Source organism: Brevibacterium sp. HMSC063G07 (genome assembly GCF_001810665.1).
In the GTDB taxonomy this organism is placed as follows: Bacteria; Actinomycetota; Actinomycetes; order Actinomycetales; family Brevibacteriaceae; genus Brevibacterium.
Genome location: NZ_KV802366.1, coordinates 1 through 25449, shown reverse-complemented (window position 1 = coordinate 25449; position 25449 = coordinate 1). Strand labels below are relative to the sequence as shown.

The window sequence follows — 25449 nt, the reverse complement described above, 5'->3', positions numbered from 1 at the left end:
AAGATGAAAGCACCGAGAATACCGCGTGCTGGTTCATCCACGGGCCTGCTGCACTGGCTGTACAACCTGCGCATGGTCAAATCCCTGCAGCCGGACACCGCGATTCCCCGTCACATCGGAGTCATCACCGACGGCAATCGTCGCTGGGCGCGCGAATTCGGCGCAACCACCGAACAGGGCCACAGGGCCGGAGCTCAGAAGATCATCGAGTTCTTGGGCTGGTGCGATGAAATCGGCGTCGAAATGGTTACCCTCTACGTCTTGTCGAAGGAAAACCTGGCCCGTGCCGAAGAAGAAGTTGCGGCGCTGACCGAAATCATCGGCGACCTTGTTGACGAAATCGCCGACACTGAGTGGTACTCCGTCAACCTTGTGGGCAATCTTGAACTTCTTCCCGGTGGTCTGCGCAGCCGACTGCAGGCGGCACAGGAACGGTCTGCCGGAGCGTCTGAAACAGCTTCGCGTGTCGCGGTCAACATTGCCGTCGGCTACGGAGGACGGGCTGAAATCATCGACGCGGTTCGGTCCTACCTGAAGGCAGAACTCGAAGCCGGACGCGACCTCAGCTGTGCAATTGACGATGTTTCCGAAGAGAAGCTCTCAGAGCACCTGTACACGAAGGGACAGCCGGACCCCGATCTGATCATCCGGTCGTCGGGCGAACAGCGTCTGTCAGGCTTTCTTATGTGGCAGAGCGCCTATTCGGAGTTCTACTTCTGTGAGGCCTACTGGCCGGCTTTCCGCAAAACCGACTTTCTGCGCGCGGTGCGCGACTTCTCGAACCGTTCACGCCGCTTCGGCCGCTGACGGGCCGAATGCGCACCGGGCGTGGCGCCACCGGGGCGTGGCGCCTAAAGCTATAAGGCAGCTAAAAGACGGGCGCCCGCCGACTCCGTGTGGAGCCGGCGGGCGCCCGTTCTGCTGTCAGGGGCTTGCCGAGACTGGTTTGCCCAGCGCTGCGTCAGCGGTTGTAGTTGCCGACCATGGTCATCACGTCGAGAGCCTTGTCGAGCTCTTCTTCCGTGATGGTGCCGTTTTCGACGTAGCCCAGGTCGATGGTGGCTTCCTTGACCGTCATCTTCTCTGCAACAGCGTGCTTGGCGATTGCTGCAGCTGCTTCGTAGCCGATGACCTTGTTCAGCGGGGTCACGATCGACGGCGATGCTTCGGCGAGGAAGCGGGCGCGCTCTTCGTTGACGGTCAGGCCGTCGATCATCTTTTCAGCCATGACGACCGAGGTGTTGGCCATCAGGCGGATGGATTCCAGCAGGTTCGCAGCCATGACCGGGATGCCCACGTTGAGTTCGAAGGCGCCGTTGGTCGAGGACAGCGAAATGGTGGTGTCGTTGCCGATGACCTGAGCTGAAACCATGATTGCGGCTTCGCAGATGACCGGGTTGACCTTGCCGGGCATGATCGACGAACCGGGCTGGAGGTCCGGGATGTGGATTTCGCCCAGACCCGTGTTGGGGCCCGAACCCATCCAGCGCAGGTCGTTGTTGATCTTCATGTAGCTGTAGGCAATGGTGCGCAGCTGACCGGAGACCTCCACGAGGCCGTCGCGGTTGGCCTGTGCTTCGAAGTGGTTGCGCGCTTCCGTAATGGGCAGGCCGGTCTGTTCGGCCAGCAGTTCGATGACGCGCTTGGAGAAGCCGTCGGGCGTGTTGATGCCGGTGCCGGTGGCGGTGCCGCCCTGCGGGACTTCAGCCACGCGGGGGAGCGAGGCTTCGATGCGCTCGATGCCGATGCGAACCTGTGCGGCGTAGCCGGAGAATTCCTGGCCGAGCGTCACAGGTGTGGCGTCCATCAGGTGCGTACGGCCGGCCTTGACGACGTCCTTCCAGGCTTCGGCCTTCTTTTCCAGCGATTCGGCGAGCGTGCGCATAGCCGGAATGAGGTCGTTGACCAGTGCGCCGGTGACGGCAACGTGCACCGAGGTGGGGAAGACGTCGTTGGAGGACTGGGAAGCATTCACGTGGTCGTTGGGGTGAACCTCGATGCCCTTGTCCTTGAGGATCTGGGTGGCGAGGTTGGCCAGGACTTCGTTCGTGTTCATGTTCGAGGATGTGCCCGAACCGGTCTGGAACACGTCGATGGGGTACTCGCCGTTGTGCTTGCCGGCGATGACTTCGTCAGCTGCCTGGGCGATGGCTTCGGCGCGCTCGGCATCGAGAACGCCAAGTTCCTGGTTGGCGCGCGCCGCGGCTTTCTTCACCTGACCGAGAGCTGCGATATGGGCGTTTTCGAGGGTCTTGCCCGAAATGGGGAAGTTCTCGACGGCGCGCTGGGTCTGCGCGGCGTAGAGGGCGTCCTTGGGGACTTTGACTTCGCCCATGGTGTCGTGTTCGATGCGGAATTCTGTCACTGTGCTGCCTCCGTGAGTTCCTTTTCCGTGGCCGCTTCGCCGCCGATCTGGGCGACGATCTTGGCGCGGCCGTCTTTGAGCTTGTAGGTCATGCCGACGATCATGAGCTGGCCGGAGTCGACCAGCTCTTTGAGGATTTGAGAGCGTTCGTACAGCAGGTGCACCGTGTCGACGGTGTTCTGGTGTACAGCGCCGCCGATGTCATTGAAGCCGTCGCGACGAGCGTGGATGACGGTCGGCAGGAGTCGTGAGACGACGTCGTAGACGAATCCATTGGGCGTTTCGCCGGTTTCGAGGGATTCGACTGCGGCGGTTACAGCCCCGCAGCTGTCGTGGCCCAGCACGATCAGCAGCGGCGTGCCGAGGTTGGATGCCCCGTATTCGAGGCTGCCGATGGTGACCGCGTCCGTGACCTGGCCGGCTGTGCGGACGACGAACATTTCGCCAAGACCGACGTCGAAGATCATTTCCGCGGCAACGCGCGAATCAGCACAGCCGAACAGTGTTGCGTAGGGGTGCTGGTGGTCGGTCAGCGTGCTGCGGTGCTTGGAGTTCTGGTTGGGGTGCGACGGGGTGTCTGCAACAAAGCGCTTGTTGCCTTCCATCAGGTGGTCGAGTGCCTGCTGCGGAGAAAGATTGCGTGCCGGCATCAGACCAGACCTCGCGCAGCGGCTTCCTTTGCCGCTTCTTCGTAGGAGTGGGTCTTCTCAAGAAGGTGTTCCGCCATGACGGTGCGGACCGTGCCGGACTTTGAACGCATGACGAGTGATTCGGTGACGACGCGCTTGCCTTCGTAGCGAAGACCGCCCAGGAGGTCGCCGCCGGTGATGCCCGTGGCGACGAAGTACGTGTTGTCGCCGGTGACGAGGTCGTCCGTGCTGAGCACGGCGTCGACGTCGAGACCCGCGTCGATTGCACCCTGGCGTTCAGCGTCGTCCTGTGGCCACAGGCGACCCTGGATGACGCCGCCGAGGGCCTTGATTGCGCAGGCCGAGATGATCCCTTCGGGGGTTCCGCCGATGCCCATGAGCATGTCGATTCCAGTGCCGGGGCGGCAGGCTGCGATGGAGCCCGCGACGTCGCCGTCGGAGATGAGCTTGACGCGTGCGCCGGCGTCGCGGACCTGCTGGATGAGGTCTTTGTGGCGGGGACGGTCGAGGATGACGACGGTGACCGAGGAAGGGTTGCCGGGGTTGCCCTTGGCCTTTGCAACGCGGCGGATGTTTTCGTCCACCGGCAGGCGAAGGTCAACGTAGTCTGCGGCGTCGGGGCCGACGACGAGCTTTTCCATGTAGAAGACAGCCGAAGGGTCGTACATGGAGCCGTCTTCAGAGACCGCCATGACGGAAATCGCGTTGGGCATGCCCTTGGCGGTCAGCGTGGTGCCGTCGATGGGGTCGACTGCGACATCGCACAGAGCACCGTCGCCGTTGCCGACTGCTTCGCCGTTGTACAGCATGGGGGCTTCGTCTTTTTCGCCTTCGCCGATTACGACGGTGCCGTTCATGGTGACGGTTGAAATGACATTGCGCATGGCGGCAACTGCGGCGCCGTCGGCGGCCAGTTTGTCGCCACGTCCCACCCACGGGGCTGCCGCGATTGCGGCGGCTTCTGTGACGCGGACGAGTTCGAGTGCGAGGTTGCGGTCGGGTTCGCCGGCCTGCGTGCGCAGACGCTGCGTCCATTCATCGGTGACGGCCTGAGGCGGGGCAGAAGCCCGTCCGCCGTTGTGGTGGCCTTTGACAGTCGGGTTTTCTGCCGGTGTTTCGCTGGTGCTCATAGTCCTTATTGTGCCACCCGGCTGTGACACAGCGAACTCAGATGGGCCAAGGGGTGGGTGGGTGTGCGTTTGCGTTCGCGCTCAGAGACAATAGGGGGCGTGTCTGAGAAGAAGCCCGTTCCCGGTTCGCGGGAAGAAATGCGCCAGATCCGCCTGACGTCGAACTGGGTCAATATGATCATCGCCCTGCTCATCTGCTTCGGCGTGGTGTTCGTCGTTTTTATGCTCGTTCCGCAGCCGAAGGGCGATCCTACGCGCAGCGTTGATGTTGCCTCGATCGGCCAGGCTGCCGAGGATCACGCCGGCTTCGATCTCTACACACCGAAGCTTCTCGAGGACTGGAACGCCAATGACGCCCACTTCACCAAGATGGGCCACCCTGAGGCAGATACGTGGTACGTGTCGATGGTCGGCCCCCAGGACCAGTGGGTTTCTGTTCGCCAGTCTGAGGGCGACGATGATTGGCTCGCCTCCGTTCTCGACGGCGCTGTCGAACGCGGAAAGTCGGACATCGACGGTGTGAAGTTCACCGAATACGAATCGAAGGACCTCACCCAGCAGGCGCTGGTGGGCAAGATTGCCGGAACAACGGTCGTCCTCAAGGGCTCAGCCCGGTGGGAGAGCTACCACGAATACGCGAAGCAGGCCGTCGAGCAGCTGAACGGCTGAGTGCTTCTTTCACTGGCTCTGCTCCAGCGTGGCTGCTGAACGCCGTTGAGCGGTCGGAAACCGCCGCTGAAGCTGCAGCCTTTATTCAGCGGACTCCGTGGTGTTTTCGCGCTTGGCCTGAGCCTCGTTGAGGGTTTCGCGGGCACCGTCGAGCCATGCTTGGCACCTGTCGGCGAGTTCTTCTCCGCGCTGCCACAGGCGCAGTGATTCTTCCAGCGGCAGGTTGCCGCCTTCGAGTGTGCGCACGACAGTGACGAGTTCGTCGCGCGCCTGTTCGTAGCTCATGTTCTGCGCATCCGACGGTGCGGCGGTGCTTTCGGGCATGGTGTTCTCAGTCATGTGAATCTGTTCCTTCCGTGGGGCGTCCGGGGCCGTCGGTGTTGGCGATTTCAGTGACGTCGGCGGTGAAGACACCGCGTTCGACTGTGATGGTCAGGTGATCGCCGGGTGTAAGTGTTTCCGCAGAGCGCACGGCGGTTCCGTCAGCGCTCTGCACCACGGCGTAGCCGCGGGCCAGGGTGTTCAGCGGTGACAGCGAGCGAACCTGGGTGCGCAGATGCTGGACTTCCGCCAAGCCGGACTGCACTGCTGCATTGCCCAGCTGCCAGGCGCGTTCGCGCCAGTTTTCGACATCCCGTTGGCGTGAGGTGATCATCTGCTGCGGTTCAGCAAGGACAGGCCTTGAGCGCACGGATTCCAGTGCTGTGAGTTCCCGGGCGATGAACCTTTCCAGCGCTCCGTCCAGCTGGGCGCGGGCCTGGAGGATCTTCATGTTCTCTTCGTGGACGTCCGGCACGATTCTCTTGGCAGCGTCGGTCGGCGTGGACGCGCGCAGGTCCGCGACTTCGTCGAGGATGGGGTTGTCGGCTTCGTGCCCGATGGCTGACACCACGGGGGTGGTGGCATCAGAGACCGCGCGGATGAGCGTTTCGTTGGAAAACGGCAGGAGGTCTTCCATGCTGCCACCGCCGCGGGCGATGACGATGACGTCAATGGTGGGGTCGCTGTCGAGTTCGCGCAGTGCGCTGATGATCTGGCCGACCGCGGTTGTTCCCTGCACCGCTGTGTTGCGAACTTCGAACTGCACGGCCGGCCAGCGCAGTGTCGCGTTGCGCAGGACGTCCTTTTCGGCATCGGAGTTCCGTCCGGTGATGAGCCCGATTCTGCCGGGCAGGAACGGCAGCGGCTTTTTGGCCGCGGGGTCGAAAAGGCCTTCAGCCGCCAGTTGACGGCGCAGGCGTTCCAGCCGGGCGAGGAGTTCGCCAAGACCGACCGGGCGGATGTCGCGAGCGCGCATGGACAGGCGTCCGGCTTTGCCCCAGAAGTCTGCTTTGAGCTGCACGACGATGTGCGAGCCTTCTTCGATGGGGGATTCGAGCCTTTCGAGGACGTCGTTGAACACCTGCACGGGCAGCGACATTTCTTCGTTGAGGTCCCGCAGCGTGAAGTAGCTGACCCGGCCGCGCCGGTTGAACTGGATGACCTGGCCTTCGACCCACACGACCGACATGCGGTCGATGTACTCTTTCATCTTGCGCGACAGAAGAGCCAGGGGCCACGGGTTGTCCGCAGTGGTGTCGCCGGCCAGTGCGGGCAGGGGGCGTGGGGTGTGCGCGCCCAGTGTTCCCGGGGTTCCGCTGATCCGCTGTGCCACGCTTCCTCCGCTTCTGCTGCCGTCGCTTGGGGTTGTCGGGAAGTCTAACGCCAGGTGCTGACACAGAATTCTCATAGGCGCTTCCTACAATGGTGGCGTGAGTACTGTGAGCGTTCCCATGCCGGCCATGCCTCGTGTGCGCAAAGAGCCGAGTGAAATCCGACAGCCCGAGAGCGCTAAGCAGGTTCTGCTGGCGGCTCCCCGCGGTTACTGTGCGGGCGTTGATCGTGCTGTCATCGCCGTTGAACGTGCCCTTGAGCACTATGGTGAGCCCGTTTATGTTCGGAAGGAGATCGTCCACAACCGCCATGTTGTTGAGACGCTCACCGAGCGCGGCGCGATCTTCGTCGATTCCGCCAATGATGTTCCCGAAGGCGAACGCGTGGTGTTCTCTGCCCACGGTGTGTCTCCGGAGGTGCACGCCAAGGCCGCTGCGCGCAATCTCGAGACGATTGACGCCACCTGCCCGCTGGTGACGAAAGTACACCGTGAGGCAATCCGCTTTGCCAAAGAGGGCTACCTGATCGTCCTTGTGGGCCACGATGGTCACGAAGAAGTCGAGGGCACGATGGGCGAAGCCCCTGACCACATTGTGCTGGTGCAGAACCCGGATGAGGCTCGCACGGTCGATCTGGGTGATCCCGAAAAGCTCATTTGGATTTCGCAGACCACCCTGTCGGTGGACGAAACCATGGAAACGGTCAATATTCTGCGGGAGCGCTACCCGCAGCTGCAGGATCCGCCGAGCGATGACATCTGCTACGCCACCCAGAACCGTCAGGTTGCGGTGAAGAAGATCGCACCGCAGGCAGATTTGGTGATCGTTGTGGGCTCGGCGAATTCGTCGAACTCGGTGCGTCTTGTCGAAGTTGCTCTGGAAGCCGGAGCGAAGGCCGCGCACCGGGTGGACTTTGCGCGCGAAGTCGACGAAGAGTGGTTCCACGATGTTGCCACCGTCGGTGTGACCAGCGGTGCTTCTGTTCCCGAGGTTCTGGTGCAGGGAGTGCTGAAGCTTCTGGCCGAGTACGGCTACACGGATGTCGAAGAAGTGCAGACCGCTACCGAGGACCTGATGTTTTCGCTGCCGCGCGAACTGCGCAAGGACCTCAAGGCTGCCGGACACAAGACGTCAAACAAGAAGGATGGCGCGGACCGCGAACACGACCTGCGCTGACGTTTCTTAAACGTCACACAGCCTGCCGCTCAGCCGGCCAGATCAGTGATCTGGCCGGCTGAGTTCGTCTGCGCTGGGTTTGCGCACAGCGGCGTCGAGACCGGGCAGGGCATCGATCTGTTCGGTGCTCAGGCCTGTGTGGGTGAACTTCCGTGCAGTTACCAGGAACCTGCTTTCAAAGGACCCAATGAACGTGTTGTAGTCGCCGACCGCTCGCTGCAGTGCCGTACCGACTCGGGCTGCGTGACCGGCAAGCGTTCCCACGCGGTCGTAGAGTTCCCGGCCCAACTGCAGGACTTCTTCTGCGGAGCTGCTGATGGCTTCGTGCCGCCAGCCCATGGCTGCGGTCTTCAGCAGCACGAGGAGGGTCGAAGGGGAGGCAATGACGACATTGCGCGACATCGCCTGTTCGATGAGCTGTGGGTAAGCAGCCGCGGCCTCTGACAGGAGAGAATCGCTGGGCACAAAGCAGACGACGAAGTCAGGGGAAGCGGCGAACTGCTTCCAGTACTCCTTTGATGCCAGCGAGTCGACGTGCCGCAGGAAGGCACGCGCGTGTTCGTCCGCGGCGGGCTTGCCGTTCTCTTCTGCCCGCAGGCGTGCTGACAGCGGTGCTTTTGCATCGACGACGATGGTTCCGCCGTGGGGCAGGTTGATGACCATGTCGGGGCGGAGGGCGGAGTGTGCTGTGGTCACGCGGACCTGAGTGTCGAAGTCGACGTGTGGAAGCATTCCCGCGTATTCGACGATCCTGCGCAGTTGAACCTCACCCCACGCACCGCGGGACGAGGTCGCGTTGAGCGCCTGTCCAAGCCGTCCGGTCGATTCGCGAAGGTCCCGGTTCTGCTGGCTTAAGTGAGTGAGCTGTTCGCTCAGCCTGGTCATCTGCTCAATGCGCTGGCGCTCTGTTTCGGTGAGGTCTTCCTGCAGCCGGCGCACTCCGGCTGCAAGAGGGCCGACAGCGCCGGTGAGTTCGCCGGCTAGGCGCGCATCAGCCTCCAGTGCTTCGGAACGGTCAGTCAGAAGCTGCTGGGCTGTTTCCGCTTGAGCAAGCCTGGTGGACATTTCCGAGCGGGTGCGCGCTGAACCGAACAGGAAGCCGATAACAGCACCGAGCGCGAGGAAGACGATCGCTGCAACGGCGGCGGTGACGAGGGCTGCTGTAGTCATGCCCCCAGTGTGCACCGAGGCACTGACATAACCAGGGGCAGCTGTTTTCGGATCAGATTCAATCCAAGGGGAATAGTCAAAGGTTCAACTTTGTTTGGCTGGCATGAAGTCTTTTGGATTCCTCAGCTTCGGGCATTACGTGCCGGGCAGTGACCTTGATGCCAAACAGATGCTCACTGACGCGGTTGATATCGCGCAGGGTGCCGACGAACTTGGTGTCAACGGCGCCTATTTCCGTGTTCACCACTTTGCGCCGCAGTCGGGTTCGCCCATGCCGCTGCTGGCGACGATTGCGGCCAAGACGCGCAACATCGAAGTCGGCACCGGTGTCATCGACCTGCGTTAGCGCATCTCATGGTTGTGACGTTGGATAGCGGCTGCCGCCCGCGGCTGCGCCGCGGTTGCCCCCAACGTGACCGACTGGCCCACCCGAGCCCCTGTCAGTGACCGTTGCCGAGTCCTCCCGTGAGTCGGGCGTGGAACGCAGTCGTGAACTCGTTCATCCCGACGAACTCGACCGCCTTGCCGTGCTGTTCGTATTTGGTCTCGATTGCGTCGAGCGCCGCGACGGTGGAGGCATCCCAGATGTGGGATCTCGTGAGGTCGATGATGATTCGGTCAGGGTCGTCGGCGTACTCGAACATGGTGGTGAGGTCGTTGCTGGAGGCGAACAGGAGCTGACCCTCGACTGTGTAATGCGCGATCCGAGCGCCATCATGTTCAGTGATCTCACGCTTTACGTCGATGAGGTGGGCGACGCGGCGCACGAACATCACAGAGGCGACGAACACGCCGACGACGACACCGACGGCGAGGTTGTGGGTGGCGACGACGACGGCGACGGTGATGACCATGACGGTCGTCTCGCTCTTAGGCATCCGGCGCAGGGTGGAGGGCTTGATGGAGTGCCAGTCGAAGGTACCTACGGAGACCATGATCATCACCGCGACCAGCGCCGCCATGGGGATGATCGCAACGATGTCGCCGAGGACGACGATGAGGACCAAGAGGAACACACCTGCGAGGAACGTCGAGATGCGGGTGCGGGCCCCGGACACCTTCACGTTGATCATGGTCTGCCCGATCATCGCGCAGCCGCCCATGCCGCCGAACAGGCCGGAGAGCAGGTTCGCGACGCCCTGCCCCCAGCTCTCCCGGGTCTTGTTTGAGTGGGTGTCGGTCACATCGTCCACGAGCTTCGCCGTCATGATCGATTCCATCAGGCCTACCAGCGCCATCGCGAGGGCAAACGGCGCGATGATCGTGAAAGTCTCCCATGTCAGCGGCACATTCGGTATGAACAGCTCGGGAAGGCTGCGCGGCAGCTCACCCTTGTCGCCGACTGCGGGTACGTTGATCGCGAAGACGACCACGGCGGCGGTCACCAGAGCGATCGAGACCAGTGGGGCCGGTATGACCTTGGTGATCTTCGGCATGAAGACCATGATCAGCAGCCCGACCGCGACGAGGGGGTAGACCATCCAGGGCACGCCGATGAGTTCGGGCACCTGTGCCATGAAGATGAGGATCGCCAGCGCGTTGACAAAGCCGACCATGACGCTGCGCGGGATGAATCGCATGAGCCTGGCGACTCCGAAGACGGCGAGGAGGATCTGGAAGACCCCAGCCAGAAGCACCGTCGCGATGAAGTAGTCCAAGCCGTAGTCGCGGGCGACGGGGGCGATAACGAGAGCGATAGCGCCCGTCGCCGCGGTGATCATGGCGGGTCTGCCACCGAGGAACGCGATGGACACTGCCATCACGAATGAGGAGAACAAGCCCACACGTGGATCGACGCCCGCGATGATCGAGAACGAGATCGCCTCAGGAATGAGCGCCAGCGCCACGACCAGGCCTGCGAGAACTTCGCGGGTGAGGATGCGCGGGGTCTTCAGTGCGGTGAGCACCGACGGTTCGGGCCGGTACCGACCCTTGTCTTCTTTGGTCGCAGTGGGCACGGCCATGCGGTACCTCCATCTGTTCAGGGCGGCGCTCTCAGGCCGAGAGCGGAGAATGTCTGGTGGTGCGCGACAACGCGCGGCTTCGCCTGGTGATAGATCGCCACGGCGGAGGCATGTCCAGCTCATGTGGACACGAGAGTCAACACTAACGTAACGTGAGAGTTGTGTCGAACTGAGACGATGAGATGAGGAGGCCTCCGTGCCCGAAGCGGGAATGATGCACATCGGAGAGCTGGCTGAGCGGACAGCTCTGTCGCAGCGCACGATCCGCCACTACGACGAGATCGGACTCTTGACGCCCTCCGGACGCTCCGAGGGCGGGTTCCGGCTCTACACTGAGGGCGATCTCGGCAGACTCCTGCTGATCCGGCGCATGAAGCCACTGGGATACTCGCTCGATCAGATGGGCGACCTGCTCCGGGCGCTCGACGGCGCGGATGGCGTCGGTGCTGCCGCCGAGAGCGCCCGGCGGGCGCTGAACGATTTCCGCACCGACGCGGATGAACGCCGCGCGAAGCTTGCCAAGCAGCTTGACGCCGCTGACGAGTTCATCGGCCTGCTCGCCGCGCACTCCTCGGACTGAGTCGAAGCAGACACACGATGCGCTATCTGTGCCAGCGAGGCCACTTCGGCAACCCGCGGCCCTTCCAGGCCGGCAACCCAGCGGACGGATGCGAAGAGCCCGTAGCCGGCCCCGGCGAAGCCCACGGTGACCACGAGCCAGCGCCCGATGCCGAGCCACAGGCTCCCGTCCACGTCGAGCGCCCACTGAGCGCCTGTGATGAGCCCGGCGATCGCCATCCAGAGCCCAGCGACGACCACGACCACTGGCAGGAAAGCGAGGCACATCGCGGCGGCAGCCGACCAGAGCTGACGAGCCTCTAGCTTCGCCGTCGCCGCCAGGATCCGCTCGGCACGCTCGTTCGACGCGTCGAGGTTCGCGGTCATCGTGGCGGAGGCCTCCCCGGCGACCTGCTCGACGGCCTTCTCGACCCGCTCCTCGGTCCGCTTCTCGATCCGCTGGACCGCGCCGCCGACCTGGCTCACGAGCTTATGGTTCGCTGCGGCCTGCGTCTTCAGCCCCTCAATCGCCGAGGCCGTAGCCGCGCGATTCTTCTGCGCCTCCGCGACCAAGCTCCGCGACGCGGCGTTCAAGCTCTCGCCGTTGAGACTCTGCGCGAACTCGCCGAGCGTGCTCGCGATCTCGTTCTGCCTGCTCTCGATGCTCGCGATCCTCGCGGACACGTCGCTGGAGGGCGAGGAGGTCGACGCCGGGGCCGTGATCCGCTCCAGCCGCCTCGTCGTCTCCTCGTCCATGACCTTCACGAACCCCGCGAGCTTCTTCTGCTGCTCGGTCAGCGTGGCGATCCTCGCATTCTGCGCCTCGACGGCGGCGAGGATCGAGGTCAACAACTCCATCATCTCCGGACTGCCGAGCTGCTGCTGCGACTGTACGGGCCCGTTCTGCTGCTTCAGCCTGTCGAGTGCTGCGCTCATAGTCCTGCTCCTTCTGCTGCTGGTGGTAGTCGAAGAACGCCTGCGCGCCCTCCGGGGTGAAGTCCGCCGAGAGTGCACTCGCGCGCTTGCGGCGCTCGGCGCGCCCGGACTCGCCGCGGCGGTCCTCGATGTAGAGCGTCCAGGTCTCCTGCCCGGCGCGCCTGCCCTTCTTGCTGACGGGGCTGTGCAGCCGCATCCGCGGCACCCGCTCCCCGTCATCGCCGAGCTGCTGGTTCTGCTCCTCGATCACCGCTTCGAGACCGGCCTTGTCCACCGCGCGGGGGTCGGCCAGCGCCGCGCTCATCCGGTCACCCATCTCGCGGTCGAGCGATCCCTCGGCGAAGTCCTCTCGGCGCAGCTCCCAGTCCTTCGGCGCGTGCTCCAGCCGCTTCACGACCGAGAGCCCGTGATCGCGCATCAGCTCGTCGTTTGCCGACTGCACGCCCTTCTGGTTCCCGGCCTTGCGGTCGTGGAACGTGCGATAGTCCGAGAGCGCCTTTCCCGTGCGGTTGTTGTGATTGAGAACCAAAATATGGTTGTGCGGCTTCTTTCCCCGCCCATCCACATGACTGACGACGAGGCAGTCCGAATCCGGGTGCATCTTCTTCGCGAGCTGGTAGCCCAGATCGTTCACCCTCTGCACGTCCTCCGGATTCTTCGGATCGAACTCTTCGTCGCTGAACGACTGGCGGTAATGCAGCGCCTCGACCTCGCGCGTCGTGTTCTGCGTCAGCGCCCGAGCGCGCGCCGAGAACGCGCCGAGGCCTCCCGGCACATCGCACGTGATCGCTACGCCCCGCGCGTCCTCCTTGCCACGGATATAGCGCTCCGTGTCGGCGGCACTGGCGCTCGGGCTGTAGTGCGTCGTGCTCATGAGGCCGTCCGATCCCCGAGCAGGGCGCGAACCTCGCGCAGCAGCTCGATCAGCTCGGGCACCTCCGCCGACAGCGCCACCGACTCACCGGCCCGCGCGCGGCGGTCCAGATCGTTCACGTTGATCGCCAGCGGGCGCACCTGCGCGGCAAGCTCGCGAGCGTCCGCCGACGCCTGCACGCGCGCCTCGCCCCAGAGCAGGTGCGCGGCCACGGCAGCGTCCAGCTCCTCGCTCCGAGAGGCGTGGAGCGCGTCGCGCACCACGGCCCGCACCCACGCGCTCGGAGCCAGCCCGAGCCGCTTCGCACGAGTGCGCAACGCCGCGAGCGTCTCCTCGCCGAAGTCGGTATCGAGCTTCGCGCGGCCCCCACGACGACGCTTCGCGCCACCGTGACTCTGCCGCACAGCTTCCACAGCAAACCGACCGATGTTCACCTGGGAGTCGGCCTGCTGCTCCACCTGTACGCCAGAGTGGCAAGCAGTAGCCGCGTCGGACATTTCGCTGACGCTCATGTCCTCCCCGGCTGCTTGCGAGGGGCCTCCGGCCCCCTCGACCCCCTGGAAGAGCGCATCGCGTTTGGTGCTCATCGCACACCTCCCGCGACCAGCAGCCCACCGTTCGCGCGGAGGCGCTCGACCTTCGCTTCGAGGGCCTTCCGCTTGGCGTCGGCACGACGCTTGCGCTCCTCCTCGGAGAGCGCGGGACAGTCGTCGCCATGACGCGCATAGGTGCCCGACTGCGGCGTCGAACAGGTGCACAGCTTCAACTCACGGTTGTGCTCCTCCAGCTCGGCGAGACGCTTGCGCTGCTGTTCCTCGACGATCTCGCGGTCACGCTTCGCCGCCTCCTCCGCCACGGCGATTTCCTCAGCGCTCGGCTGGATCGGCTGGCCGACCCCGGCGAACTCCGCGAACAGATCGTGCCCGTCGATCGCGTCCAGCTCGGGGCGGGCGATCCGATCGTGCTGCTTGACGATCGGCGCGACCGTGCGCGCCTCGATCTCACAGCGCACGCGCTCCCGCTCCGCGGTGTCCCTGATCGCCTTGCACCTGCGCGCCAGCAGTTCGAGGTCCTGGCGCATGTGCTCGTACCGTTCGTAGCTCCGGTACTCGCGGGTGCCGTTGAGCACGCCGGAATTCACAAAGATCGAGAACTCCCGCTCGGCGACCGGAATGATCACCGGGAAGCGACGGAACCCCTGCCCGAGGTTCTCCGCCTGGTGCTTGACCCGCACGCCTCCCTGCATCGACTCGTACTCGCCAGCCAGGCCCCGGAGGAACTCCTCGTAGCCCTCCGGACCCGTCACGATGTTCACCCGGTTGAGCAGCTGGGTCTTCGACCCCTTGATGTTCACGATCGGCTTCTCGTCCGGCTCACGCCACGGGCCGAGGATGCGGAAGAGCATTCCGCGGCTCTTTGCCGTGCGGATCATGTCGCCAACCCGCATGTCCTCCCAGATCACGACCGGCTCGCCGTCGTACCCCTCCCAAGAGACGTTCTCGCCGCCCACCTTGAAGTACGGCTTATCCGCGTCCGGGGCCAGAGCGCGAGCGAGCGCCTTCGCAAGCAGATCCTTGCCCGTGCCGCCTTCGCCGAACACGTAGAAGTTCATGACCGACTCAGGCGCGTCCTGATACGCGAGGAAGTCGCCCCGCAACTTCTGGAAATGCGCCAGGTTTCCCTTCGCGAAGTAGATCGCGGGCTCCTGATCGCGAACCTGCTTCAACGTCAGCGAGCCCTTGCCCACGGCCTGGAAGAGCTTGCTGAGCTTCGCACCCCCGCCACCCTCCGCGGCGTTGCGGCGCATCGCCATGTGCGCGTCCAGTTCCCGCCCGAAATCGAAGTTCGCGACGATCCGCCCACGGCCGTACTGATATTTGCCAGGCATGCCCTCCTGCGTCTTGTCCACGAGGTAATGCCGATCCGACTGGTGGATGCCCGGGATGGCGTTCTTCCCCCGCGACTCATGCGGCAGGTACTCAGCGAGATCGAAGAACGCCTTCTCTGCCGCGTCGCGAACCTTGGTCGCGGAGGCGCAGAAGAATCGCGCGGCTACGGCCTCGGCGATTGAGGGTCTGAAGGTGCAGGCCACAACGAACCAGAAGCTTGTGAGCCAGGTCGGCGGCGCGGTGCAGCGGATCGAGAAGCGTACTGAGGAGCGGGTCGAGAAGGCCGTCGAGCAGGTCGCCGGGGAGGCCTCGGCCACGATGACCGCGAACCTCGACGCCTCGAACGAGCGCGCCGAGCGGATGATGGCGGCGACGGCGAAGCTCGAAGCGCGTCAGCTCTGGTCGGCCGCCGCTGCGATGTGCCTCGCCCTGCTGCCGGTGGTCGTGGTCGTCGCCGGGCTCTGGATGGGCATCGCCGGTCTCATCACGGGCGCTCAGTGGGCGCTCGCCGTGGACGGGCGCATCTGGCTCGGCATCGGGCGCTGGCTCGTGGTCTCCGTGGGTCTCGCCGGGGCCGGCTACGGGCTCTTCGCGTCCGTCCGCTCGGCCGCCGGTCTCGTGGAGACGTGGAAGGGTCGCGGGGTGCCGAAGTGGCCGAGGTGGCGATGATGGCTGGATCCGCTCGAGCTACCGGTTCCGATCAGCGGTCGAAGGATTTTCGCAGCAGCCGGTCCTGCGGCCTCGGTGCCGCCGCCCTAACCTGACGAGCATCCCCGCCGTGACGGCCATCACGACGGCGATCCCGGCACCGATGATCCAGGGGTTACCGAGGAGCCCACCGACGCCCGCGAGTGCTCCGCCCGCCGCGATGAGCGGCAGGCCGCAACAGAGCAGCAACGGAAGCGCGCAGCATGCCAGCAAGAGCAGTCCGGTCCCTGCAGCGACGACGGGACCGGCGCGCCGTTCGTCGCGGTCCTGATCGGCGCTCGTCGTCTGCACCTCTTCAGGATGAGATCTCCCCGATTGCCTGCGCTGCCGGTCATGCGCAGCACGACAGCAGCGACGGGTCGGTGGTGAAGGCCTTCGCGGCGATCCGGATGCCCTCGGCCATCGTCAGGTAGGGAGCCCAGGCGTCGGCGATCTCGGCGACGGTCTTGCCGAGCACGTGGACACCGGCGGCGGCGAGCTCTCCGGCGTCCTTGGCGACGGCGGTCAGGCCGAGGATCTCGTTCGTGTCGGCGTTCACGACGATCTTGATGAACCCGCGGGTGTCGCGGTTGACCAGCGCGCGGGGCACGTGGTGCAGCGGCAAGACGCGGCAATCGCAGCGGATCCCCGCAGCAAGCACTTCCTTCTCGGTCATCCCGACCGCTCCGATCGCGGGCCCGGTGAACGTCACCCGCGGCAGGCGGGAATAGTCGACGGCACGATCGGCGTCGGCGAACGCGTTCTCGGCGACGAGGGTGCCGTGGTGGGCGGCGACGTAGACGAACTGGGGGTGCCCGGTCACGTCGCCTGCGGCCCAGATCCGCGGGTTCGAGGACCGCAGCCGGTCGGAGACGACCACCTCGCCGGAGTCCCCGGTCTTCACCCCGACCGCATCGAGGTTCAGGCCATCGGTGACGGGACGGCGTCCGAGGGCGACGAGCACCTGCTCGGCGCGGAACTCCTGCGAGTCGCCGGACACGTCGGCGGTCACGACGGCCTCGCCTCCCGTGCCGCGGGAGACCCGGGTGGGCACCACGCGGCGGACGACGCGGATGCCTTCGTCGGCGAACGCCTCCTGAAGCGCCTTGGACACCTCCGGCTCCTCCTTCGAGGCGAGCCGGGACCGCACCAGCAGCGTGACCTGCGAGCCGAGGCGAGCGAACAGCTGCGCCTGCTCCAGGGCGACGTAGCCGCCGCCGAGCACCAGCAACGACTCAGGAACCTCAGCGAGTTCCATTGCCGTGGTCGAGGTCAGGTACCCGGTCTCCTCCAGGCCGTCGATCGGCGGAGCCCACGGGCGAGAACCAGTCGCGACCAGGAAGTGGTCGGCCTCGATGGTCTCGACCGTCCCGTCGCCGGCGATGATCTCCAGTACCGGGGCGTCTGGGCCGCCGGCGAACGATGCATCGCCGCGGCGGACCTGCCAGCCGTAGGAGTCGGCGACGTCGGCGTACTTCTCGCCCCGCAGCGACTCGACCAGCGCCTGCTTCCCGGCGATCAGGGCGGGCATGTCCACCGGCCCCGCCGTCGTCGCGATCCCCGGGAACCGGTCGGCGGCGTCGGCCGCGGAGTGCCGTGCGTCGGCCGCGGCGATCAGGGCCTTCGACGGCACGCAGCCGGTGTTCACGCAGGTGCCGCCCAGCGTCCCGCGCTCGATCATCACCACCGACTTGCCGAGCGTGGTCGCGCGGATCGCGGCGGCGAACGCACCACCGCCCGATCCGATGATGGCGAGGTCGTACTTCGTGGGCATCGCAGCTCCTGTCAACACTTGGTCTTCCGGTCTGTCTCAGCCATACTGGACCTTCCAGTGCAGGGGAAGGTCAAGAGGACTTCTGCCGAAAGAAGAGGGGGCCTGCGATGCGCATCGGGGAACTCGCCGAGCGGGCGGGAACGACGGCGAAGACGCTGCGGTTCTACGAGGAGCAGGGCCTGCTGCCGCCGGCCGAGCGCACGCCGTCCGGATACCGCGACTACGCGCCCGAGACGGCCGCCCGGATCGACTTTGTCCACCGCGGCCAGGCCGCGGGCCTCACCCTCGCCCAGATCCGCCAGATCCTCGACATCCGCGACGACGGCGCTGCTCCCTGCGAGCACGTGCGCGACCTCCTCGACGCACGCCTCGCCGAGATCGAGCAGCAGATCGCCCAGCTCGCCGCGCTGCGCGACACCATCACCGAGCTCAGACGCGACGCCGCGCAGCCCGACCCCGACTCGTGCAGCGCGGACCAGGTCTGCCGGTACCTGTAAACGGCAGAGCCGGTCGCACCAACGCCACAAGCCCGACATGCGCTACGAAAATCCCCTGTACCTGGCAGAGGAAGCCGCCGCACTCGACCTCTTGTCCGATGGACGGGTGGCGCTGGGAATCTCGCGCTGCTCACCAGAACCGGCTGAGCGCGGCTGGGAAGCCTTTGGCTACGCAGGTTCCACCGACCCGCGCGGAGCCGATATCGCGCGCGAAAAGTTCCCACAGTTCATGGCGGCAATCCGCGGTGAAGGCATGGTCGAACCTGCCAGTCAGCAATCCGGCTTCCCGCCCTCACCGGCTGATGAACACGGGCGTCTGCGCATTGAACCGCACTCGCCAGGTCTTGACCGCCGCATCTGGTGGGGCGCTGGCAGCCGCGAAACAGCAGTGTGGGCCGCACAGCAGGGTGTCAACCTCATGTCCTCGACCCTCCTGACAGAGGCCACGGGTGATTCCTTCGCACAGCTGCAATCGGAGCAGATCGCACTGTTTCGCGATGCATGGAAAAAGGCCGGCCATGATTGGACGCCGCGCGTGTCCGTTTCACGCAGCATTTTCCCGATCGTCAACGAGCTCGATGCCATGTATTTCGGCGCTCGCGGCCAGGGTGCGAACGACCAGATCGGCGTCATTGACGGTTTCCGCTCTACGTTCGGCAAGACCTACGCGGCGGAGCCAGACCAGCTGGTCGAACAGCTCAAGCAGGACACCGCGCTCATGGACGCTGACAGCGTCATGCTCACCATTCCCAGCCAGCTCGGTGTTGATTACAACCTCCACATTTTGGAAGTTTTCGCCACACACGTTGCGCCTGAACTCGGCTGGCAGCCGGCCTGGCAGGGCCCCACGGAGGGGTATCCCATCAGTTGATCTGGGAGAAACCCGCCGGGGTAGCCAGCCCGCCCGGCACTTAGGCGGGGGAGTGGGGTGACTGTGGCGGCGCCTCGTCAGCGGGGCCCGAAGGCCGCTGCCCAGCAGCAGGCGGCTTGGTGCCGCGCTGGGTGAAGAACTCAACCACGAGCAGGCCACCTCCGGCAATCAAAACCAGCGACATCAGGACCAAGAGGCCAAGACCCACGTGCGGGAACATGCCGGAGAAGACATAGGGAAGGCGGGCCAAAACGTTGAAGATGCCCAGCAGGCCCGCCAGCGCACCCGCACCGCCGGCAATCAGTTTGAGGATGGGCTTCTTCGTGATGATCGCAGCGATTGCAGTGCCGATTGCGCCCAGGCACAGCAACATGATGAGGATGCCGGCGAAGGCTCGACCGCTCACCATGACCGAGAACGAGAAGAAGTTCAGGGTGCCGTGGTCGCCCAGTATGTCGACCATGGCGAACGGCAGAAAAAGGCTGATGATTGCCAGGAGCGCTGCGGCGGGCAGACCAAAGGATGCCCAGCGTGCAAAGGTGCCGATCTTGCCGCTGCCCTGTGCGCCGTGCTTGTTGAGGAAGTCCTGCGCTTCTGCGCTGGAGCGTTCAACCGTCGGCGCAACATGGGTGGTGTAGGCGTCCTTCGCGCTGGCAGTGAAGTTGCGGAAGCCGGAGCTGAGCTGCTCGCCGAACTGGTCGAAGGACTGGTGCTGATCATTGTGGATCTCGCCGCGGTCAAGAGCTGCCCGGTACTCCTCGACCGTCGGCGGCCGCCCCTGGGAGGTGCGGAAAGCCTGAGCCCATTCTTCGGGGGTGGGCTTGCGGTTAGGCTGCTGAGGATCAGCGGGGCCGGTGTGCTCGGCTGGTGCCACGGGATTCCTTCCGTGCGGTGTCGGCGGGTCTGAACACAGCTCGTCACAGCGAGCTGATCTGCTCAGCTTATGGATTCAAAGCGGCGTGCAGGAGGACATCGGCTGAACAAGTCCGCACAGAAAGCTGAAAGCGCGGGCGGACGGTCGTGGGACGGACGCGCCTTCTCCCGAGGCACGCCCGTCGGTGAGCGTGTGCCGGGCGCGGGCTAAAATGTCCGCGTGGCTTTGACTATTGGAATTGTGGGACTGCCCAATGTGGGCAAGTCGACCCTGTTTAACGCTTTGACCCGTGCTGAAGTTCTCGCGGCGAACTACCCGTTCGCAACGATTGACCCGAACGTGGGCGTTGTGCCGCTGCCTGACCCGCGGCTGGACCGCCTGTCTGAGATCTTCGGTTCCGAGAAGATCCTGCCGGCGACCGTGAGCTTTGTGGACATTGCGGGCATCGTCAAGGGCGCCTCGGAAGGTGAGGGCCTGGGGAATAAGTTCCTGGCCAATATTCGCGAAGCCGATGCCATCTGCCAGGTGACGCGCGCTTTCTCCGACCCGGATGTCACCCGGGTTGAAGGTTCAGAGACCCCGGCGGGTGACCTCGACACGATTTCGACCGAGCTGATTCTGGCTGACCTGCAGACGCTGGAGAACGCTCGTCCGCGCATTGAAAAGGATGTCAAGCGCAAGCTCATTGACGGTGCGGTGCTTGAAGCGATGGATAAAGCCGCGGCTCTTCTTGAAGACGGCACCACCCTGTTCCAGGGTGCGGAGAAAGCCGGGATTGATGTTTCGCTGCTGAGCGAACTGCAGCTCATGACGGCAAAGCCCTTCATCTACGTGTTCAACACTGATGAAGAGGGCCTGGCTGATGAGGACATGCAGAAGCAGCTGCGCGAGCTCGTGGCTCCGGCTGAGGCGATTTTCCTCGATGCGAAGTTCGAAGCTGAACTCATTGAGCTGGATCCTGAAGAAGCCGCCGAAATGCTCGAATCTACCGGTCAGGACGAGCCTGGTCTGGACAAGCTGGCTCGCGTTGGCTTCGACACTCTTGGTCTGCAGACCTACCTGACTGCCGGGCCGAAGGAGGCACGTGCGTGGACCATCCGCAAGGGCTGGACCGCTCCCGAGGCTGCCGGCGTCATCCACACCGACTTCCAGAAGGGCTTCATCAAGGCTGAGATCGTGTCCTTTGAAGACCTCGATGACCTGGGCTCGATGAACGAGGCGAAAGCCGCCGGCAAGGTCCGCATGGAAGGCAAAGACTACGTTATGGCCGACGGTGACGTGGTGGAGTTTCGTTTCAATGTAACCTGAGGCGCGCTAGTGTTAGCGGCATGACAACACGTGCTGCTATTTACCTCCGTATCTCGCTCGATGCTGCCATGGACGGCCTCGCCATCGACCGGCAGCGCCAGGACTGCGAAGCCCTTGCCGAGCAACGCGGCTGGGACGTCGTGCATACCTACGTCGATCAGTCGATCTCCGCGTCGAAGAAGGACGTGGACCGCCCCGACTACGACGCGATGGTGGCGTCCTTTGAGCGCGGCGAGATCGACGCGATCATTTGCTGGGACCTCGACCGCCTCACACGGCAGCCCTGGCAGCTCGAAGAGTGGATCGACAGGGCAGAGGAGCAGGGGCTGAAACTCGTCACTGCGAACGGTGATGCTGACCTTGCCACCGACGGCGGCAGAATGTACGCGCGCATCAAAGCAGCCGTGGCACGCGGCGAGATCGAGCGAAAGAGCATGCGCCAGTCTCGTGCGCAACAGCAACGCGCCGAGCAGGGCCGCTGGTACTCCGGCGGTGTGCGCCCTATCGGCTACACCTCCACCGGCGAGATCATTCCATCCGAAGCCGCCGCCGTGCTCGGTATGTTCCGCGCTGTCGAGAGGGGCAACTCCATGCGCGACATTGCGCGCGCCTTATCTGGGGTCGATCAACCGGGCTTGCCGGATATCCCGACCACGCCGCGCCATATGTACACCGTGGTCACAGAGCGCAACGCTCGACGCCGCGCTGAAGGCCAGGAAGAAAAGCCGGTTCCCGACGCGCAGCCGTGGGCCTACACGTCGTTGCACTCGATCCTGCGCAACCCCGTGTATGCGGGTTACTCCACTTATAAGAAGGCCAAGCGCAAAGGCGTGAAGAACAAATACCGCCGTGTCACGCATATCGTCCGCGACCCCGATACCGGCGAGCCGGTGAAAGGGCAGTGGGAGCCGATCGTCACACCAGATCTGTGGTGGCGCGTGCAGAACGTGCTCGACGATCCCGACCGGCTGACCAACAAGGAGCGCCGGAACACTCGCCGCCATCTCGGCTCGGGTCTGTATGTCTGCGACGAGTGTGGCAACCCCGTGCGCACACATGCCGACCGCTACCGCTGCGCCGCCTGTGGATTAGTGCGCACACATAGCGTCGATGATTTTGTGCTCGCCGTGATCCGCGCCCGCCTTGGCCGTGACGACCTGGCGGACCTGCTGCCGACTGTGGACGACGACGAGGTCAACGCCATCGACGACGAACTCGCTGAGCTTCGCGCAAAGCTCGCCCGCGTCCAGGCTGACTACGATGAGGAGCTTATCGAGGCCCGTGACCTCAAGCGCGCGCGAAACCGTTATGAGCCGCAGATCGAGAAACTCGAAACGCGCCGTGCCCGTCTTGCTGGCGCATCGGCGCTGCTCGACACAACCGGCTACGCCTCGCCCGTGGATGCCTTCGACAACGCAGAGCTTGCCGTGCAGCGCCGAGTCATCAATACCCTGTGCCAGGTGCGCCTGCGCCGTGGCGTGCGCGGCACCAAGACCTTTAACCCTGAATCGGTGCAGATCGTGTGGAACTAGGTTGCAGTGTGTGACACGTCAACAATCGCGCGCATGCGCTGCGGCGCGCAAAGCTCTTACGAAGGAACGCCACGGGAGCCGGCAGTTCGGGGGAGATCTGCCTTCGTGTATCGGGGGCGACACTGCTCAACCGTGGCGTTCGCAGGAAGTATGACACGGCTCTTGTTACCCCAGAGGTCGTAGGTTCGAATCCTGCCCCCGCTACCAACTTCCAAGCCCCTACCAGGAGAAACACTGGTAGGGGCTTTAGTTATTTCTCTTAAGGCGCACGTCCTGGGACTCAAATCGGGACTTTAGCGATGGCATTTTGTCACTTAAGCCGGTTTGGAAGTGATGGGGTTAAGTGACAATTTTCGATTTTGTGACCTTGGATGACTGTGTCGTTTTGAGGAGTCGTCTGCACGGATTTCAGAAGTCCTCTGTACTATCGCCATCCACTCCGGAGAGGCCGCGGGCGTTCGTCCACTTCATCTGGAACGCGATTCGACAGAGCGCATTCAATACGATGGTCTTTTTCTCCCTGCGAAGGATGGGGGCAGTTTAGGGTACCAGGGTGTTGACCAGATCGAGGAATTCCTCAGCGTAGGCAATTTGCTTGCGTAGCTTTTCGTAGCGGGTGCGCGTCTCCTCACGAATGTCGGCAAGGGTGGCCTTGGCATTACTCCGTGCCTGCTGTGCGGTATCACTGTCCTGCCCGCCATCTGAACTATGAAGAATCTCCGCAGCTTCCAGGAATTCCCGCATCTGATCCAGAGTAAACCCCAGCGGTTTCATCCGTCGCACCAGCAAAACACGACGTACATCAGCCTCACTATAAAGCCTGAACCCACCAGGGCTACGCCCCGATGGGGTAATCAGGCCGACGTTGTCATAATAACGCAAGGTGGGAATCGACAACCCCGTCTGGTCAACGACCTCGCCGATCTTGAAATTACTGTTTTGCATTGCCTGTTCTCCTTCACGGTGATGTTGCCCACGGGTTCCTGTGCCTGGGTTGGCGGTTGAGTAAAACTCCCGCTACCATGACCACCATCACCAAACCTAAAGTTACTAGAGGGTTGGATTCCTTTCGGGCGTTCGCCCAGTTACCTATCCCCTCAAAGATTGGACATCTATGACTGAAACTAGCACGGCGGCCCCCCGCCCCCTCCTGAGTCCAGACGGCGCTGATGCCCCTACCGGGATCATCGCATCCTTCCGTTACGCATTTTCTTCCCCCGCCCGTATCCGTATAGAGATTCTGGCCGGACTGGCGGTATCCCTGGCGCTGATCCCTGAGGCCATTGCCTTTTCCATCCTTGCCGGTGTTGACCCAGCCATGGGTCTGTTTTCCTCGGTAGTCATGGCCATTGCGATCGCCTTTACCGGTGGCCGCCCGGCAATGATCACCGGCGCCACCGGGGCTATTGCCCTAGTCATTGCTCCTGTGGCGCGTGGTTACGGGATGGATTATTTCATCGCCACCGTCCTGTTGGGCGGTGTCCTACAAATCGTGCTCGGCGCCCTCGGTGTGGCGAAACTTCAGCGTTTTATCCCCCGATCGGTGATGCTGGGTTTCGTCAATGCACTGGGCATTATGATTTTCACCGCCCAACTCGAACACCTCATTGATGTGCCTTGGATAGTCTACCCACTCGTCGGCTTGGGTGTGGTGATCATGATTTTCTTCCCCAAGCTCACCAGTGTGATCCCCGCCCCGCTGGTCACGATTATCGTGCTCACCGGTTTGGTCATTGCCGCCGGTTTGACTGTCCCGACGGTCTCGGACATGGGCAAGATGCCGGAGACCTTACCGTCCCTGTTTATTCCGAACGTGCCGTGGACGTTGGAGACCCTGCAGGTCATCGCGCCTTATGCCCTGGCCATGGCCGTGGTCGGTCTCATGGAATCGTTGATGACCGCCAAGCTCGTCGACGACCTCACCGACACCCACTCCGATAAGACCCGCGAAAGCCTCGGCCAGGGTGTCGCGAATATCGCCTCCGGCTTCTTCGGCGGCATGGGTGGCTGCGCGATGATCGGCCAGACCATGATCAACGTCCGCGAATCCGGCGCCCGGACCCGACTATCCACCCTGCTCTCGGGTGTCTTCCTGCTCATCCTCGTCCTGGCCCTGGGCGATATTGTCGGCATGATCCCCATGGCCGCACTGGTCGCGATCATGATCATGGTCTCGGTCGGCACGATCGACTGGCACTCCGTGCATCCACGCACCCTGAAGCTCATGCCGGTGAGCGAAACCATTGTCATGGCCGTGACCATCATCGCCACCCTGGCCACCCACAACCTGGCCATCGGCGTGGTGCTGGGCGTGCTCACTGCGATGATCATGTTCGCCCGTCGGATGGCACATATCGCTTCCATTGAAAAGGTCTCCGAGATCGACGGCGACGGCGATGGAGAGATTGATACTCGTACCTACCGGGTGCATGGCCAGTTGTTTTGGGCATCAAGCAATGACCTGGTTTATCGCTTTGATTACACCGATTCTGCCCGTCATATCACTATTGATCTCACTGAGGCGGAGATCTGGGATGCCTCCACGGTCGCGACCTTTGACGCGATTACGCAGAAGTTCCAGGACAGAGGCAAAACCGTGTCCATTATCGGGCTCGACGGTCCCAGTCAGGACCGGCTGAACCGCCTGTCTGGCCGGTTTGGCACCGGCCACTAACATCCCCCGACTCGAGCACATCGACTTGGCGCCCCAACTTATAACCGGGGCGCCAGTTTATTGGTGCTGTTGCAAAGTTGGGGCATAGGAAGAGCATAAAAGAAGCGTAGCGGTTAACCGCTACGCTGTGTTGTGGGGATTTTTACTTTTTACGGTGCACGTGTTCTAGGGCGTGTCTCTTATATGCGTAACCAGACCA

The 25449-nt window shown here is 63.6% G+C and carries 25 protein-coding genes; 12 read left to right on the top strand and 13 right to left on the bottom strand.

Features of this window, described 5'->3' with window-relative positions:
• Positions 1–3 precede the first annotated feature (3 nt).
• Positions 4–807: a polyprenyl diphosphate synthase gene (uppS, locus tag HMPREF2757_RS10715; protein ID WP_070576612.1), complete on the top strand. Its 804-nt coding sequence runs from the start codon at positions 4–6 to the stop codon at positions 805–807.
• A 154-nt stretch (positions 808–961) separates the two neighbouring features.
• On the opposite strand, the gene HMPREF2757_RS10710 is transcribed toward uppS, so the two are convergent.
• From HMPREF2757_RS10710 to glpX, 3 genes are read right to left on the bottom strand one after another with little or no spacing between them, the layout of a single operon-like run.
• Positions 962–2365 carry a class II fumarate hydratase gene (locus HMPREF2757_RS10710; RefSeq protein ID WP_082784787.1) on the bottom strand — a complete coding sequence of 468 codons (1404 nt, stop codon included), beginning with the start codon at positions 2363–2365 and terminating at the stop codon, positions 962–964.
• Positions 2362–3015 (bottom strand): carbonic anhydrase, encoded by a 654-nt coding sequence (locus tag HMPREF2757_RS10705; RefSeq protein ID WP_019175597.1) that lies wholly within the window; start codon positions 3013–3015, stop codon positions 2362–2364. The genes HMPREF2757_RS10710 and HMPREF2757_RS10705 overlap by 4 nt, the downstream gene beginning before the upstream one ends.
• Positions 3015–4145, bottom strand: a complete 1131-nt coding sequence (gene glpX / locus HMPREF2757_RS10700) for a class II fructose-bisphosphatase (RefSeq protein ID WP_083272006.1) — start codon at positions 4143–4145, stop codon at positions 3015–3017. The genes HMPREF2757_RS10705 and glpX overlap by 1 nt, the downstream gene beginning before the upstream one ends.
• A 99-nt stretch (positions 4146–4244) precedes the next feature.
• Between glpX and HMPREF2757_RS10695 the strand changes: the two genes are divergently transcribed.
• On the top strand, positions 4245–4814 hold the full coding sequence (locus HMPREF2757_RS10695) for a DUF4245 domain-containing protein (protein WP_070428038.1): 570 nt from the start codon (positions 4245–4247) through the stop codon (positions 4812–4814).
• An 81-nt stretch (positions 4815–4895) separates the two neighbouring features.
• On the opposite strand, the gene HMPREF2757_RS10690 is transcribed toward HMPREF2757_RS10695, so the two are convergent.
• Complete coding sequence (locus HMPREF2757_RS10690; protein WP_061944103.1) at positions 4896–5153, bottom strand: exodeoxyribonuclease VII small subunit; 258 nt, start codon at positions 5151–5153, stop codon at positions 4896–4898.
• A complete protein-coding gene (gene xseA, locus HMPREF2757_RS10685; protein ID WP_070514606.1) occupies positions 5146–6468 on the bottom strand; it encodes an exodeoxyribonuclease VII large subunit in 1323 nt (440 codons plus the stop codon). Before xseA ends, HMPREF2757_RS10690 begins: the two co-directional genes overlap by 8 nt.
• 118 nt (positions 6469–6586) lie before the next feature.
• Between xseA and HMPREF2757_RS10680 the strand changes: the two genes are divergently transcribed.
• Complete coding sequence (locus HMPREF2757_RS10680) at positions 6587–7642, top strand: 4-hydroxy-3-methylbut-2-enyl diphosphate reductase (protein ID WP_062019795.1); 1056 nt, start codon at positions 6587–6589, stop codon at positions 7640–7642.
• 42 nt (positions 7643–7684) lie between these two features.
• On the opposite strand, the gene HMPREF2757_RS10675 is transcribed toward HMPREF2757_RS10680, so the two are convergent.
• On the bottom strand, positions 7685–8812 hold the full coding sequence (locus tag HMPREF2757_RS10675) for a DNA recombination protein RmuC (protein WP_062019797.1): 1128 nt from the start codon (positions 8810–8812) through the stop codon (positions 7685–7687).
• A gap of 103 nt (positions 8813–8915) precedes the next feature.
• Between HMPREF2757_RS10675 and HMPREF2757_RS10670 the strand changes: the two genes are divergently transcribed.
• Positions 8916–9158 (top strand): LLM class flavin-dependent oxidoreductase, encoded by a 243-nt coding sequence (locus tag HMPREF2757_RS10670; RefSeq protein WP_082790969.1) that lies wholly within the window; start codon positions 8916–8918, stop codon positions 9156–9158.
• A 94-nt stretch (positions 9159–9252) separates the two neighbouring features.
• On the opposite strand, the gene HMPREF2757_RS10665 is transcribed toward HMPREF2757_RS10670, so the two are convergent.
• Entirely contained in the window at positions 9253–10776 is a 1524-nt protein-coding gene (locus HMPREF2757_RS10665; RefSeq protein ID WP_070576609.1) for a SulP family inorganic anion transporter, read from the bottom strand.
• Between the two features lie 196 nt (positions 10777–10972).
• Between HMPREF2757_RS10665 and HMPREF2757_RS10660 the strand changes: the two genes are divergently transcribed.
• Positions 10973–11356 (top strand): MerR family transcriptional regulator, encoded by a 384-nt coding sequence (locus HMPREF2757_RS10660; protein ID WP_062019803.1) that lies wholly within the window; start codon positions 10973–10975, stop codon positions 11354–11356.
• Between the two features lie 17 nt (positions 11357–11373).
• Positions 11374–11658 (top strand): hypothetical protein, encoded by a 285-nt coding sequence (locus HMPREF2757_RS11965; RefSeq protein ID WP_070576606.1) that lies wholly within the window; start codon positions 11374–11376, stop codon positions 11656–11658.
• A gap of 199 nt (positions 11659–11857) precedes the next feature.
• Here the strand turns inward: HMPREF2757_RS11965 and HMPREF2757_RS10650 are convergent, their stop codons facing one another.
• From HMPREF2757_RS10650 to HMPREF2757_RS10640, 3 genes are read right to left on the bottom strand one after another with little or no spacing between them, the layout of a single operon-like run.
• Entirely contained in the window at positions 11858–13144 is a 1287-nt protein-coding gene (locus HMPREF2757_RS10650) for a relaxase/mobilization nuclease domain-containing protein (RefSeq protein ID WP_070576604.1), read from the bottom strand.
• Positions 13141–13731, bottom strand: coding sequence for a hypothetical protein (locus tag HMPREF2757_RS10645; protein ID WP_070514611.1), 591 nt, complete (start codon positions 13729–13731; stop codon positions 13141–13143). The genes HMPREF2757_RS10650 and HMPREF2757_RS10645 overlap by 4 nt, the downstream gene beginning before the upstream one ends.
• Positions 13728–15236: a hypothetical protein gene (locus HMPREF2757_RS10640; protein ID WP_239232705.1), complete on the bottom strand. Its 1509-nt coding sequence runs from the start codon at positions 15234–15236 to the stop codon at positions 13728–13730. Before HMPREF2757_RS10640 ends, HMPREF2757_RS10645 begins: the two co-directional genes overlap by 4 nt.
• On the opposite strand from HMPREF2757_RS10640, the gene HMPREF2757_RS10635 reads away from it, so the two are divergent.
• Positions 15226–15702 (top strand): hypothetical protein, encoded by a 477-nt coding sequence (locus HMPREF2757_RS10635; RefSeq protein ID WP_239232704.1) that lies wholly within the window; start codon positions 15226–15228, stop codon positions 15700–15702. The genes HMPREF2757_RS10640 and HMPREF2757_RS10635 overlap by 11 nt on opposite strands.
• Before the next feature lie 370 nt (positions 15703–16072).
• Here HMPREF2757_RS10635 and merA read toward each other — a convergent pair whose 3' ends face one another.
• Positions 16073–17494, bottom strand: coding sequence for a mercury(II) reductase (gene merA / locus HMPREF2757_RS10625; protein WP_070576600.1), 1422 nt, complete (start codon positions 17492–17494; stop codon positions 16073–16075).
• Between the two features lie 107 nt (positions 17495–17601).
• Between merA and HMPREF2757_RS10620 the strand changes: the two genes are divergently transcribed.
• Both HMPREF2757_RS10620 and HMPREF2757_RS10615 read left to right on the top strand, forming a co-directional pair.
• The gene (locus HMPREF2757_RS10620; protein ID WP_010079214.1) at positions 17602–17991 is read left to right on the top strand and encodes a heavy metal-responsive transcriptional regulator; all 390 of its coding nucleotides are present in this window, start codon (positions 17602–17604) and stop codon (positions 17989–17991) included.
• 37 nt (positions 17992–18028) lie between these two features.
• A complete protein-coding gene (locus HMPREF2757_RS10615; RefSeq protein WP_070576597.1) occupies positions 18029–18862 on the top strand; it encodes an LLM class flavin-dependent oxidoreductase in 834 nt (277 codons plus the stop codon).
• A gap of 40 nt (positions 18863–18902) precedes the next feature.
• Here the strand turns inward: HMPREF2757_RS10615 and HMPREF2757_RS10610 are convergent, their stop codons facing one another.
• Positions 18903–19736, bottom strand: a complete 834-nt coding sequence (locus HMPREF2757_RS10610; protein ID WP_070576594.1) for a hypothetical protein — start codon at positions 19734–19736, stop codon at positions 18903–18905.
• A 219-nt stretch (positions 19737–19955) separates the two neighbouring features.
• On the opposite strand from HMPREF2757_RS10610, the gene ychF reads away from it, so the two are divergent.
• Together ychF and HMPREF2757_RS10600 are read left to right on the top strand one after the other, a co-directional pair.
• Entirely contained in the window at positions 19956–21044 is a 1089-nt protein-coding gene (gene ychF / locus HMPREF2757_RS10605) for a redox-regulated ATPase YchF (protein ID WP_070576591.1), read from the top strand.
• Positions 21045–21064: 20 nt separating this feature from the next.
• A complete protein-coding gene (locus HMPREF2757_RS10600) occupies positions 21065–22576 on the top strand; it encodes a recombinase family protein (protein ID WP_070421670.1) in 1512 nt (503 codons plus the stop codon).
• Between the two features lie 540 nt (positions 22577–23116).
• Here the strand turns inward: HMPREF2757_RS10600 and HMPREF2757_RS10595 are convergent.
• Entirely contained in the window at positions 23117–23521 is a 405-nt protein-coding gene (locus tag HMPREF2757_RS10595; protein ID WP_048733850.1) for a MerR family transcriptional regulator, read from the bottom strand.
• Positions 23522–23690: 169 nt separating this feature from the next.
• Here HMPREF2757_RS10595 and HMPREF2757_RS10590 point away from each other — a divergent pair, with 169 nt between their 5' ends.
• Positions 23691–25250 carry a SulP family inorganic anion transporter gene (locus HMPREF2757_RS10590; protein WP_070576589.1) on the top strand — a complete coding sequence of 520 codons (1560 nt, stop codon included), beginning with the start codon at positions 23691–23693 and terminating at the stop codon, positions 25248–25250.
• The last annotated feature ends 199 nt before the right edge of the window (positions 25251–25449 follow it).